At 53.2% G+C, this 12,886-nt stretch carries 11 protein-coding genes; 8 read left to right on the forward strand and 3 right to left on the reverse strand.

The window, feature by feature from the left end:
- Window positions 1-207 precede the first annotated feature (207 nt).
- Entirely contained in the window at window positions 208-2,436 is a 2,229-nt protein-coding gene (locus ACAN56_RS21935) for an MMPL family transporter (protein ID WP_379145746.1), read from the forward strand.
- Between the two features lie 164 nt (window positions 2,437-2,600).
- Here the strand turns inward: ACAN56_RS21935 and ACAN56_RS21940 are convergent, their stop codons facing one another.
- From ACAN56_RS21940 to ACAN56_RS21950, 3 genes are all read right to left on the reverse strand, one after another.
- Window positions 2,601-2,912: an antibiotic biosynthesis monooxygenase gene (locus tag ACAN56_RS21940; protein ID WP_038597579.1), complete on the reverse strand. Its 312-nt coding sequence runs from the start codon at window positions 2,910-2,912 to the stop codon at window positions 2,601-2,603.
- 30 nt (window positions 2,913-2,942) lie between these two features.
- Entirely contained in the window at window positions 2,943-3,662 is a 720-nt protein-coding gene (locus tag ACAN56_RS21945; protein WP_038597576.1) for a 3-ketoacyl-ACP reductase, read from the reverse strand.
- Window positions 3,663-3,830: 168 nt separating this feature from the next.
- Window positions 3,831-5,387 carry an FAD-dependent oxidoreductase gene (locus tag ACAN56_RS21950; RefSeq protein WP_038597573.1) on the reverse strand — a complete coding sequence of 519 codons (1,557 nt, stop codon included), beginning with the start codon at window positions 5,385-5,387 and terminating at the stop codon, window positions 3,831-3,833.
- Between the two features lie 198 nt (window positions 5,388-5,585).
- Between ACAN56_RS21950 and ACAN56_RS21955 the strand changes: the two genes are divergently transcribed.
- The 7 genes from ACAN56_RS21955 (at window position 5,586) to ACAN56_RS21985 (ending at window position 12,886) form a co-directional block, all read left to right on the forward strand.
- Entirely contained in the window at window positions 5,586-5,981 is a 396-nt protein-coding gene (locus ACAN56_RS21955; RefSeq protein WP_038597570.1) for a Fur family transcriptional regulator, read from the forward strand.
- Between the two features lie 489 nt (window positions 5,982-6,470).
- Window positions 6,471-8,522, forward strand: coding sequence for a methyl-accepting chemotaxis protein (locus tag ACAN56_RS21960; RefSeq protein ID WP_379145748.1), 2,052 nt, complete (start codon window positions 6,471-6,473; stop codon window positions 8,520-8,522).
- An 89-nt stretch (window positions 8,523-8,611) separates the two neighbouring features.
- Window positions 8,612-9,424 carry a uroporphyrinogen-III synthase gene (locus ACAN56_RS21965; protein WP_038597567.1) on the forward strand — a complete coding sequence of 271 codons (813 nt, stop codon included), beginning with the start codon at window positions 8,612-8,614 and terminating at the stop codon, window positions 9,422-9,424.
- Between the two features lie 342 nt (window positions 9,425-9,766).
- Window positions 9,767-10,399, forward strand: coding sequence for a ThuA domain-containing protein (locus ACAN56_RS21970; RefSeq protein WP_038597565.1), 633 nt, complete (start codon window positions 9,767-9,769; stop codon window positions 10,397-10,399).
- Window positions 10,400-10,505: 106 nt separating this feature from the next.
- The gene (locus ACAN56_RS21975; protein ID WP_038597562.1) at window positions 10,506-10,853 is read left to right on the forward strand and encodes a phasin family protein; all 348 of its coding nucleotides are present in this window, start codon (window positions 10,506-10,508) and stop codon (window positions 10,851-10,853) included.
- On the forward strand, window positions 10,854-12,524 hold the full coding sequence (locus ACAN56_RS21980) for an ABC1 kinase family protein (protein ID WP_038597558.1): 1,671 nt from the start codon (window positions 10,854-10,856) through the stop codon (window positions 12,522-12,524).
- 158 nt (window positions 12,525-12,682) lie between these two features.
- Entirely contained in the window at window positions 12,683-12,886 is a 204-nt protein-coding gene (locus ACAN56_RS21985; RefSeq protein WP_038597555.1) for a hypothetical protein, read from the forward strand.

Consider the following 12,886-nt stretch of genomic DNA (forward strand, 5'->3'; position numbering starts at 1 on the left):
CATCTGAATATATCCATCAAATATCACCCCTCTGTCTACAGCAGACTACTATTGCTGTGAGCAGAGGGGTGTTTTGCATGAAGGGAATATCTTATGGCAAAGAATAAAATATAAAAAAGATTTGATTAAAAATTTTAGGGTATATATGATAAGGTTAATAAAATGACCCGCGGCTCATTTTTTAGAGATGCCGGGGTTGAAGAGAGGATGAAGGGAATGTCAGGCTACGGAAAATGGGTGGCTGGCCGTAAAACAAAGTGGATAACTCTTGCGGTCTGGATCGTAATTGTGGGTGCTCTTACACTTCTTTGGCCTTCTGTAAACTCACAGGTAGTGAATAATGCGCAGAATCTGCCTGATGATTCGCAGTCGGTCCGGGCGGCGGCGGTTGCGGAACAGGAGTTTCCAGCAGGGAGCGGCGTGCCGGCACTTCTTGTATGGCATAGGGAGGGCGGGCTGTCCGAAGAAGATCTGATACATATCATTACTGTATATGGCAAGCTTGAGCAGCAGCCGTTGCCGCACCAGAACTATGTTCCGCCGCTGGGACAGCTGCCGCCGCAGGCGCTGCAGGCTTCCCTGTCTGAGGACCGCAGCACACTGGTCACACCGGTGCTCTTCGACAAGTCCGCGGACAGTGATCAGCTCGGTGAGGCTGTAACGCAAATGAAGGAATTGATCTCTGCGGAAACCGGCGGTGATCCTGCTGCTGCCAAGGTGGACGGCAGTGAGTTGAGCCTGCGGGTTACCGGTCCTGTGGGCATCTCCATTGATGCGACAGGGCTGTTCAAGGATGCGGACGTTTCCTTGCTCATCGCGACCGTAATTCTTGTGCTGGTGTTCCTGCTGCTGATTTACCGTTCGCCGATTCTGGCTTTGATTCCGCTCGTGGCGGTAGGATTTGCTTATGGGGTTACCAGTCCGGTGATTGGGAAGATGGCCCAGGAGGGCTGGATTACAGTGGATTCACAGGCTATCTCAATCATGACCGTGCTGCTGTTCGGCGCAGGCACAGATTACTGCCTGTTCCTGATCTCCCGGTTCCGCCAGATGCTGAAGGTGGAGGAGAGCAAGGGCCGTGCACTGCTGAGCGCAATCACCCATTCCTCGGGTGCTATTGCAATGAGCGGATTTACAGTAGTGCTGGCACTGTTCGCGCTGCTCCTGGCCAAATATGGAGCGTACCACCGCTTTGCGGTTCCTTTCAGCGTATCCATTCTTATTATGGGCATCGCCAGTCTGACCCTGGTGCCGGCGCTGCTGGCCATCTTCGGGCGGACTTCATTCTTCCCGTTTGTTCCACGCACTCCGCTGATGGAAGCGGAGCGGGCCAGAGCCAAAGGCAAGCCGGCTCCGCAGCCAAAACCTGCCCGTAACAAAGGAATCGGCAGCTTTGTCGTTTCCCGTCCTTGGGCGATTGTAGGAGTAACCGTGGTGCTTCTGGGTGTGCTGGCTTCCTTCTCCGGGGGCATCAAGTTCACTTATGATATCCTATCGTCCTTTCCGGAGGATATGGAGTCGCGCGAAGGTTTTGACCTGATAGGCAATCAGTTCTCCCCAGGGGAGCTGGCTCCCGCCAAGCTGATGATAGATACCGAGGGCAAAGCGGACGGTGAGGATCTTAAGGTGATCCTGGGCGGCCTTTCATACGTGGATGTTGTATCGGACCCCCAGCAAGGTGCGGTCAATAAGAATATTCTCGGTTATGATATTGAATTTAAGAATAACCCGTATTCCCTGGAAGCGATGAGCCACATACCGGCGCTTCAGGATACAGCGGAGCAGGCGCTGATTGATGTAGGAGTGGCCGAACCCGGCGACAAGGTATGGGTCAGCGGGCAGACGGCAACCCAGCATGATACGAAAGAGCTGGGTGAACGGGATACTGATTTGATTATACCAGTAGTCATCGGGTTGATTACTTTGCTGCTGCTGATCTACTTGCGTTCTGTAGTGGCAACCGTTTATTTGGTGGCTACAGTCATTCTGTCCTTTTTCTCGGCCCTTGGTTTAGGGTGGATTATTATTCATTACGTGATGGGTGCAGATGCCATTCAGGGCGCGATTCCGCTGTATTCCTTCGTCTTCCTGGTGGCGCTGGGAGAGGACTATAACATCTTTATGATTTCGAACATTTGGAAAAAGCGCAAGCGGATGCCGCTGAAGCAGGCCGTCGCCGAGGGTGTGAACGAGACTGGATCGGTGATTACGTCCGCCGGACTCATTCTGGCCGGAACCTTTGCCGTACTCGCGAGCCTGCCGATACAGGTGCTGGTGCAGTTCGGGATCATTACCGCGATCGGCGTGCTGCTGGATACCTTCATCGTCCGGCCGTTTCTGGTGCCGGCAATCACAGTGCTGCTGGGCCGCTGGTCGTTCTGGCCCGGCAAACATCAGGAGCTGGAAAAGGCATTGCCGGCAGTTGATGAGCATTAAGCCAGAGCTTGCTACAGGCAGATAATAAACAGGGACGCCCTACTAAGCCATCAAGCTTAGTAGGGCGTCCCTGTTTTATTTGCAGTGATTTGCGCCGCCGGACGGAATTGACACGCCCTAGCGCAGACGTATGAGCAGTACGGGACCTGCGCCCCTCTACCTGATTATTCCCCCGGTGTACGGCTGATCAGCAGCTCATACTTATCAAGCGACGCGCCAAGGATGGCTTCATTTCCACCTGCCCCACGGTGCGATTCGCGGAAGGAAGGACTGGCAGTCCACCCTTTAAAGGCCTCTTCGTTCTCCCACACGGTACAGATTTTCAGCTCTTCCACGCCCTCTTTAGCTGCGCTGTGCCATACCTCCATACGTACAAAGCCGGGCATATCCTGCACGCCGCCCGCTCCGCCAAAACGCTGGGCAAGGGTTTCTCCATGCCCTTCCTTAACCTTAATGGTGTTTGTTACTACCAGCATGCTGATTCCTCCCTCGAAAGACTCTGCAATTTATTGTGGATTGGTAGTCCAGATTCCCGCAGTCTTCAAGAAGACGCGGTCCGGCAGCTTCAGGGCCGCCAGGGTCAGCTCAGCCACATCCTCCGGCTGCATCATCCGGTCTTCATCGCCGATCTTCAGGCCGGCATTCTCGGCAAGCCCGGTATTGACGGTGCTTGGTGTCAGGGCCACTACGCGGATATTATGCTTGCGCACTTCTTGGGCCAGCGCTTCCGTCATGCCCATCAGGGCGAATTTGGAGGCGCAGTAGGCCGAGCCGGTAGCGAAGCCGCGCTCACCGGCTGTAGAGGAAATATTGATGATATTTCCGCCATTGCGTTCAATCATTGCCGGCAGTGCTGCCCGGGTTACATAATAGGTGCCGAACAGATTGATCTGCATGTGGCGCTCCCAATCTGCCGGGTCCATTTCCAGGAAGGTGCCGAATTTGGCAATTCCGGCGTTGTTGATCAACGCATCGAAGGTGCCTAGATCATTCTGAAGCGCAACAACCGCCCGCTCCGCTTCTTCGCGTACAGCGATATCGGCTACAGCAATGCTGACCTTCACGTCATAGACCTCTGTCAAAGCCGATTTCAGTGCCTCCAGATCACCTGAAGTTCTGGAGATCAGGCCCAGATTAGCGCCTTCTTTCGCCAGTGCCATGGCCAAGGCTTTGCCGATCCCTTTGCCGGCACCTGTAATCACAATGCTTTTTCCTCTCAAATCCATAACCTGCCGTCACGCTCCCTCTGAATTTATGATAATAAAAATATTCAGCTCCTATTATACCTGAGCGTGGGCGGACAATCACGCCGGAGCCGCTTGGAGCTGTCCCAAGCCGCTGGGTTACTTCAAGAGACAGACAAACGCGACTGCTCAGGCAAACCCATCGCGGCTTTAATTCGCCTCCGCATCCAGCTTTGTCAGCGGTACCGTAGCGGGACCCTCAAGTACAGCTCCCTCATAGGAGTAACGCGAGCCATGGCAAGGACAGTCCCAGGAGCGTTCTCCATCATTCCATTCACACTCGCAGCCCATATGGGTACAGGTTCTGTCTACCAGATGCAGCTTGCCATCCGTGTCACGGTAGGCCCCGACACGTTTGCCGTCATGAAAGACAACCGCGCCTTCATCAGGCTCCAGATCACGGGTTTTCTTATGGACAATCTCCACCTTGCCGGCAACCAGCTCTTTGGCGACATTGGTATTCTGCACGATGAAATTTTTGATGGATGGGTTGGCTTTAAAACGCGAGGGATCATAGAGTTCACTGTAGGGACTATGCTTGCGCAGAATCTGATCCGTGATCATACGCGCGGCCAGTGTTCCGCTGGTCATGCCCCATTTGCGATAGCCGGTGGCAATATAGATTTCCTCCTCCCCGGAAACCTTGCCGATATAAGGCACTCTGTCCAGGGTAATGAGGTCCTGCGCTGACCAGCGGTACGGAATGGCCTTAATGCCCAGCAATTCACCTGCGAACAGCTCCAGGTTCTCATAATGGCCGAAGGTGCAGATGCCTTGGCCTGTCTTGTGATTGTCCCCGCCGACAATGACCAGCCTCTGGCCGCCCCATTCGACGGCGCGCAGAGAGCGTGTAGGTTCTCCGGCGCTCAAATACATGCCGCCCTCATAATCGGTTTCCGGCTGAACCGCCAGACAGTAGGAACGTTCTGCATGCAGGCGCGAGAAGTAGAGGGCTCCGCCATCATAGAAAGGAAAGTGGGAGGCCGAGATGGCATGGCGGCACTTAATTTTCAGCTGCTCTCCTTCAGTGTAAAGCGTGAGGCCGTTGTCCTTGTCTACCTTTTCTCCAATCATCGTGTGCTCATAGACAGTTCCGCCCTTGTCCAGAATCACCTGGAGCAAGCCTTGCAGGTATTGAAGCGGGTGGAAGCGGGCCTGTGCCGGCAGCTTGATGGCACCCCCGGCCATCAGCGGCAAGGAGACGTTGTCCAGCCATTGCCCGGGGAGTCCCAGCTTTTCGTAAGCTTTAAACTCCGCCTCCAGTTGTTTGAGCGTCTTATCGTCGCTGTTATCAGCATAGAGCAAGGCGTCTTCACGTGTTAGTCCGCAGGACAGGTTCAGTTCCTCTGCAGTGGCGATAATCCATTCCATCGCCTCAGTGTTTGATCTGTAATAGAGCCGGGCCTGTTCTTCCCCGAAATGCTTCAGCAAATCATCGTAGATCATCCCGTGCTGGGCGGAAATTTTGGCGCTTGTGAATCCAGTGGTGCCGGCAAAAATTTCTCCCGCCTCCAGCAAAGTGACTTTATACCCTGCGTTTGCCAGCAAATAACCTGCAGTAATGCCGGTAATACCGGCCCCGACAATTGCGACATCTGTAACTAGATCTTCCGCTAGCTTCGGAAACGAAGGCAGGTCGGTGCTGTCTCTCCATAACGATTGCGGAAATTGCGGAAGACCCTGCGATACATCGTGCGTTGAACTCATCTTAACATCCCTCCATCGGACAATATTCATCTCATTTATTACCACAGTCCCGCCAAAAGAAACTCCTCAAAGGTCCAGGTGCATGAAATTAGGGACCAAGTGCCAAAATAAGTTAGATTCGATAGGCAGACGATTGGATTGACGCTGGAACAATCAAGACTTATACTTGATCTAAAAATAAGTTAGAGGATGATGAAGATGAGGAACCTGAATTTGACCTCCCAGCGTCAAGCCGTTTATGATATCGTCCGCCAGTCACATGATCATCCTACCGCAGCAGAAGTGATGAACCGGCTGGTAGAACAGGGACATAACCTGGCCTATGGCACCGTGTACAATTCACTGCGTTATCTTGCCGATAAAGAAATGATCCGCGAGCTGAAGCTTGGCGAAGCAGCTAGCAGATATGATGCGCGTATGGACGATCACCAGCATATTATTTGCGAGGTGTGCGGTGCGGTGGATGAGGTAATGAGCCATGTGCCCCAGGAGTGGATGGATACGGTGGCTAAGGATACCGGATACTCCATTTCCCATGCCCATGTCGTATTCGGCGGTGTATGCCCGGCTTGCAGGAACAAAGTTATGAATTAGTTTAAGAAGGGCCTAAACTCCTGGCGAAGGGTCTGACTATGAATAGATATATAATAAAAGACCGTTTTCAAATAAACGGTCTTTTTGCTGTTTTATCAGCAAATTTATTAAGAAAGTCTTGAAATTCATGGGAAATTTCAGAATAAAAGAGGGATTCCATACCCGGTATATAATTATATACCTATATAGATTGAACTTGAGAATTACATGTAGGGAAAAGTGGCGGAGGGGAAGTTTGGAACTGTAGGAGCGACAGCGTCCGCCTGAAAGCTTTCCGCAGGAAAGCTCGCTTCGGAAGCATGGGCAAGGTTTGAATTTCTACCGCGATTCGCGGTTATTTCAGGAAATCGAAACCTAACAGCGGCCGGAAGTCCAAACATTCTCTGTAGTCACGGCCAATCCCAAAATAGAAGAATTATAAGTTCAATCTATATATGCCATAAATAATCATACTTAAGACCTAATAAGAAGGAGAGATGGATTTCACCCATGAATAAAAGCACCCGCTTAACCATCCGTATGAAGCTTATTCTTACATATCTGCTTGTACTTCTCGCTCCCAGCCTTATCATCGGCTGGCAGACTTATCAATCGGCCAGTCATAAGGTGGAGGACCAGCTGATGACTAACGCCACAGAAAGTGTGATGGCGGCCAACGAGATCATTAATGCGAACATTCAGTCCAAAATCGACGCGGTTAGTTATTTTGCCGGGCAAATTTCCTCCGGGTCAGTGAATGGGGAGGCTGGAGGGGAAAGTGCGGCTGATGTAAAAGCCAGATTGCAGGAATATGCCGCGCTGCATCCCGATATTCTGGATATTTACGTCGGAACCAGCGGGGCAAAGTCTGTTCATGCTTCCGATGACCAGCAGCCGGAAGGCTATGACCCGCGCAAGGAGAACTTTTATGTGAATGCGCTGAAGCAGGGGAAGGGGACGGTAATCTCCCCAGCTTTTAAAACGGCAAATAATGAAACGGCCATCGCCATTTCGGGAGTACTTGCGGATGGCAGCGGAGTCATAGGGCTCGACCTGAACTTGTCCGCCCTGGCTGATCTTACGAACATTAAGCTGGGCAAGGAAGGATACATACTGATTCTGGACAGCAGCAAGAAGTTTCTGGTTCATCCCACTGAGACGATAGCCGAGGAATCCTCGCTGGATTTTGTGAAGCAGATGTTCGAGGGAGAAGCAGGCTCTTTTGATTATGTCTATAAGGATACTGCCAGAAAGCTGACCTTCATGGTCAATGAGCTTACCGGCTGGAGAATCGGGGGCACCATCAGCAAGCAAGAGGTTGCTGATGCTACAGCTGACATCCGTGATAAAGTAGTTCTAGTGATTGCTGTTTCTGTATTGCTCGCGCTCGTATTGATCTATTTCAATGTGTCCTCCATCGTGCGGCCGCTGATCCGTCTGCGCAAAGCTACAGCGGCTATAGCGAAAGGCGACCTGTCTGAAGATATCGGGGTGTTCCGCAGGGACGAAATTGGCCTATTGGCCGACAATTTCCGCACGATGGTGGCTGATCTGCGCGGCATGATTCTCGGTGTTCAGCAGATGACGGGTAATCTGTCCGCTTCGGCCAAAGAGCTGACAAGCGGGGCTGAGCAGTCAACTACGGCGATCAGGCATGTGACGGAAGCGATTCAGGAAGTCGCGGCAGGCACAGAACGGCAGGTAGGCAGTGTGCAAAAAGGGCTGGAGAGCGCCATGGCAACAACCCATGAAGTCCAGCATATTTCCGGGTTCATGGAGCAGGTGTCAGCCATGATGGACAAGACCTCGCTGTCTGCAGCCGAGGGGAATGATTCAGTCATCAGTGTGGTTGACAAAATTAACGGAATTCATGAAACGGTGGAAGAGCTTGGCAACATGATTGACAAGCTGAATGAGCGCACCGGACAAATTCAGGGCATTGTCGGTGTGATCACAGGTATTGCGAGGCAGACCAATCTGCTGGCCCTGAATGCTTCCATTGAAGCAGCCAGAGCGGGCGAGCAGGGGCGCGGCTTTGCCGTTGTCGCCTCGGAGGTCCGCAAGCTGGCCGAGGAATCAGAGAAATCGGCGCGGATGATCTCGGAGCAGATTTCCTCCATCAACGGGGAAATGCAGCAGGCAACAGTGACGATGGAGGATGCCAAAGAGAAGGTGTCGGCAGGCATCCTGGCAGTAGATACTACAGGCCGCTCCTTATCGCGGATCCGCAGGGCGGTCAAAGGCGCGGCAGAGAAAATTGAAGCGATGGACGGAGCCGTACATACGCTGTCGGCAGAAGCAGCCAGTATGGAGAAGGCGATCGGGGAGCTGCAGGGCATTTCCAAGGAGGCTGCAGGCAATACGGAGACGATTTCAGCTGCTGCACAGGAGCAGCTTGCTTCCGTTGAAGAAATCGCCTCTTCCACGGCTGGCTTAAGCCAGCTTGCCGGAGAGCTGCAGAAGCTGGCAGGCCGCTTCAAGCTTCACCCGGGGCAGCAGGTTTCCTTTGAAACTCCTGTTCCGCAGGAAGCGGATCTTCAGAAGGGAGCGGAAAATTCCTGATTACGGATTTGATTACGCCACTTTTCTTTTCCCGGGCTTTGCAAGTATACTGATAAGCAATAATGCAGGGCTAACTAGGGGGAATATTTATGGCAGAGCAGTTAAAGGGGATTACCGTAGCCCTTGCCGGTCCGCGAAAATCGGAGGAAATGGCCAAACTGGTACAGAATATGGGGGGGACGGCGCTGCATCGGCCTGCCCAGGGCACGGTATTTCTCGACGGTGAGGCTCTTCGTGAAGCGCTCGTAGCCTGGACCCAGCATCCGCCGGATCTGGCGATTCTGACTACAGGCATGGGGCTTGATGCACTGTTCGAAATGGCCGGGGAAATAGGGCTTGCCGAACGGTTTCAGGAGGTCCTCTCGTCCTCTCCGATTGCTGCCCGGGGCTATAAAACGGTGAACGCCCTGAAGAAGCGGGGACTGGTGCCGGAGGTGCGCGATGACGATGGCAGCACTACAGGACTGATCCGCGGGCTTGCGGATTGGGACTTGCGGGGCAAGGAGGTCGTGCTGCAGCTGCATGGCGATCGCTCCCCCCGTCTCGTTGCCTGGCTTACGGAAGCCGGAGCTGTTGTCCGCGAAGTGCAGCCATACCTTCACACCCCGCCCGAGCCGGGTTCGCTTGCCAGGCTGCTGGCGGAAATTACGGAGGGATTGGTGGATGCCGTAGCATTTACGAGCGGACCGCAATTCCGCTTCCTGGCAGGGTACGCCCGGGAACAAGGCAAGCTTGGGGAACTGGTGCAAGCCTTTGAAACTAAAGTGCTGGCGGTTTCCGTGGGCAAGATTACCTCTGAGTCCCTGAAGGAGGAAGGCGTCAAGCGGATTGTGATGCCGGAGCATGAACGGATGGGCAGCATGTTCGTTGAGCTTGGGCGTTATGTCGCGGCAAACCGCTGATTTTTCAGCCGGGTTCCGCTGCGATTTTCTGCGGGGGATCTGCAAGACGGTTATCCTGCTCCGTTTGTGGGCGGGATTTGTTTTTTTAAAAGATAAGAATTTATAGGCTGCACGCTATAAATTATCTTTCTATTTCTCACTGAAACGGATACCGTCCTTTTGAGGACGGCGAAGCCGTTTCCAATTGTGAGAAATTGCGTAGCAACCGCAGTCCTGAACTAGCCTGAAGCAAGGCTCCGGTCACAGACATTTAACCTGCCGGTAATGGACATCCGCTGCACTTTTACTTAGAATAATAGCAACGTGCCATAATCCAAGATAGAGACAAGGAGGAGGATACCTATGGACAAGAGAAAATGTTTGCTGCTGGGCGATTACACTCATCCCCGGTTCCATCCGCTGCAGGGTGTAGACAAACAAATCAGCGAGATTCTGAATGATCTGCTGATCGTTCAGTGCTCGGAGAATAAAAAGCTGCTGCTCAGCGAGCACCTGGCCGGTTACGATTTATGCATCGCCTATAATGAACTATGGAACGAAACGGTTTCCCCCCAGCAGACAGCGGGTCTGCTCAGCTATGTGAGCGGAGGGGGAGGCCTGATCGTGCTGCATACGGGGGTTTCCCTGGCCAAGCGCTATGAACTGGCCCACCTGATCGGCGGCAGATTCACCGGACATCCGCCCTATGCTCCGCTGAACTTCAAAGTGATGGAGCATGATATTACAGAGGGAATGGAAGACTTCCAGCTCGATGAAGAGCCATACCGGTTTGAATTCGATCCCTTTACCGAGAAGACCATTCTGCTGGAGTATGAATATGAGGGCGAAAGATTGCCGGCAGCCTGGTGCCACAGCTACGGACTGGGACGGGTTGTCTATATTATGCCCGGACATCATGAGCCTTCGTTCCGGCATCCGGCGGTCCGTGAATTGATTCTTCGGGCGGCGACCTGGGCGGCACGTATTCCCAGATAATTTGAGATTGCAATAAAATGATACCCCTTGCGGCTGCTTCCTTTGTGAAATGCTCCGACAAGGGGTATACTTTATCCATAACTGGAATCTTTGGGGGGAAAGTACTATGAGTGATTTGTTCAAAAAAGCAATCTCTTTAGGAGTGGGCCTCACCATTGTCAGCAAGGAAAAGGTGGAAAAGGTAGTTGAGGAGCTGGTAAAACGGGGAGAGCTTGCGCCCTCGGAATCCAAAGCGCTTGTCGACCGGCTCGTGGAGCGGGGCGACGAGGAACGCGGAGTCTTCAAGAATGCCGTACAGGAGCAGGTTCAGCGTGTGCTGAAGGATCTTAAAGTGCCCGTGCAAAGCGATATCGCCGCACTGGAAACTCGAATTGCCGTTTTGGAGAGCCGTGTGGCTGAGCTGGAGGGTGCCTCTGCCCAGAAGGAAGCTCTGCCGGAAACGCGTACGGAATAAATGGCTGTACGCATCAGACATGCCGGACGGTACCGGACCATTGCCATGGCGCTTATGCGCCATGGCTTCGGTTATATGGTGGAGGAACTGGGTCTCTACCATATTCTTTCCCTTCCGCGCCGGATGTTAACACAGGAGACTCACGCAAGCCTTACACTCGGGGAACGGATTCGCCAGGTACTGGAGGATTTGGGGCCAACCTTTGTCAAATTGGGCCAGCTGGCCAGTACCCGTTCCGATTTACTGCCTGATTCAATCATTCAGGAACTGGTGAAGCTGCAGGACAGTGTGCCGCCATTCTCAGCGGAAACTGCACGCAATATTGTCGAGCAGGAGCTTGACCAGCATCTGGATGAAACCTTCGAATATTTCGAGAATACACCGCTTGCTGCGGCTTCGATTGGCCAAGTGCACCGTGCTGTACTGCATGGAGGCAAGCAGGTTGCGGTTAAGATACAGCGTCCCGGTGTCATGCGGACCATGACCCGTGATTTGGAAATTCTTCAGGACTTAAGCGCGCTTGCCGAAAGAAGATTGGACTGGGCGAAGCAATACGGGCTGATCCGGATGGTGGAGGAGTTCTCCCGGGCGCTGCTGGCTGAACTGGACTACGGCCAGGAAGGCCGCAACGCCGAGCGTATTGCCAGCCAGCAGACGGCACATGATAAAGTATATGTTCCGGCAATCTATTGGGACTATAGCTCGGCACGTGTGCTAACGATGGAATATGTGGAGGGCATTACACTCAACCACCGGGATGAGCTTCTGGAGCGGGGCGTCAAGCTAAAAACTGTAGCCCAGCAGCTTGTGGAGATGATGCTGGATCAAATCTTTATCCACGGCTTCTTTCATGCCGATCCCCATCCGGGCAATGTGATGCTGCTGGACAACAACAAGCTGGCGCTGATTGATTTTGGCATGGTCGGGCGGCTCAGTGAGGAGATGAAGGACAGTCTGTCCGCGCTTGTCATCGCGCTGATGCGCAGAAATACCGATTCTATGGTGCGGGCAATTCTGCGGTTGGGAGTAATTCCCGAAGAAGCTGACCGTGCTGCACTTCATGATGATATGGACCGGCTCCGGGAGTCCTATTATGATATCCCGTTCCATCAGATCAGCATCGGCAAGGCGCTGAACGATCTGTTCGGCATCGCCCGCAAGCACCGGCTGGTCATTCCGCCGGATCTGGCGATGCTGGGCAAAACTATGCTGACGCTGGAGGGGGTTGTTGCCAACCTTGACCCTTCCTTTAGCATCGTGCAGATGGCCGAGCCCTTCGGCAGGCAGCTGGTGAAGCAGCGTTTCAGCGGCAGCCGTATGCGGCGTAAGCTTATCGGGGGCGTCGCCGATCTGGCGGAAAGTCTGGTCGAGCTTCCCTCTCAGGCCCGGCAGCTGTCGGCGCTAATCAGCAGAGGCAAGCTTAAGGTAGAGGTCGGGCTGCCCGAACTGAAAAATTTAGAGCATAAGTTCAGCCGTGTCGGCAATCGCCTCTCCTTCAGCATTGTACTGCTGGCCTTCAGCATTATTATGGCCGGACTGATTATCGGTTCATCGCTGCGTGGCGAGCCTTCGCTGCTGTGGGATTTTCCAACGGTGGAGATTGGCTCAGTGATTGCGCTGCTGATGATTCTGTGGCTGCTCTTCTCGATTTTTAAATCGGGCCGCTTCTAGCCCTGCAGGGAAGAATAATTATTCTTCGCCAGTTGCACACAAACGCCCCAGGATCAAGTACAATATAAAGATAACTTTCTAAGGTCACTGTTCTGCCCCTTAAGGCAGGACAGGCTATCGTATAGTATGTAATGGAACGCAAATGGAGTGCCGTCTGAATGTCCGGTGGATCGCTGCTGCCCCTGAAACCGACTTGGACCGCACGTCTGCAGGGCCAGAATCGGCAAGTGGGACGGAAGGACTCCGGTGACGGGGTTCTTCCGCTTTTGTTTGAAAATATGCCGTTTTCGCCTGAAATAAGCTTGTGCCGCCACTCCGGCGGAGGCCGTATGGATGCGTACATTACTCCCGAAAATGGATGA

Source organism: Paenibacillus paludis, assembly GCF_042610515.1.
In the GTDB taxonomy this organism is placed as follows: Bacteria; Bacillota; Bacilli; order Paenibacillales; family Paenibacillaceae; genus Paenibacillus_AQ.

Excerpts from the sequence above, each read along its gene's own strand:
- ACAN56_RS21980 (WP_038597558.1), top strand. The coding sequence starts at position 10,854 with ATGGCTGTACGCATCAGACATGCCGGACGGTACCGGACCATTGCCATG.
- ACAN56_RS21955 (WP_038597570.1), top strand. The coding sequence starts at position 5,586 with ATGAGGAACCTGAATTTGACCTCCCAGCGTCAAGCCGTTTATGATATC.
- ACAN56_RS21945 (WP_038597576.1), bottom strand. The coding sequence starts at position 3,662 with ATGGATTTGAGAGGAAAAAGCATTGTGATTACAGGTGCCGGCAAAGGG.
- ACAN56_RS21970 (WP_038597565.1), top strand. The coding sequence starts at position 9,767 with ATGGACAAGAGAAAATGTTTGCTGCTGGGCGATTACACTCATCCCCGG.
- ACAN56_RS21950 (WP_038597573.1), bottom strand. The coding sequence starts at position 5,387 with ATGAGTTCAACGCACGATGTATCGCAGGGTCTTCCGCAATTTCCGCAA.
- ACAN56_RS21985 (WP_038597555.1), top strand. The coding sequence starts at position 12,683 with ATGTCCGGTGGATCGCTGCTGCCCCTGAAACCGACTTGGACCGCACGT.
- ACAN56_RS21960 (WP_379145748.1), top strand. The coding sequence starts at position 6,471 with ATGAATAAAAGCACCCGCTTAACCATCCGTATGAAGCTTATTCTTACA.
- ACAN56_RS21975 (WP_038597562.1), top strand. The coding sequence starts at position 10,506 with ATGAGTGATTTGTTCAAAAAAGCAATCTCTTTAGGAGTGGGCCTCACC.
- ACAN56_RS21965 (WP_038597567.1), top strand. The coding sequence starts at position 8,612 with ATGGCAGAGCAGTTAAAGGGGATTACCGTAGCCCTTGCCGGTCCGCGA.
- ACAN56_RS21940 (WP_038597579.1), bottom strand. The coding sequence starts at position 2,912 with ATGCTGGTAGTAACAAACACCATTAAGGTTAAGGAAGGGCATGGAGAA.
- ACAN56_RS21935 (WP_379145746.1), top strand. The coding sequence starts at position 208 with ATGAAGGGAATGTCAGGCTACGGAAAATGGGTGGCTGGCCGTAAAACA.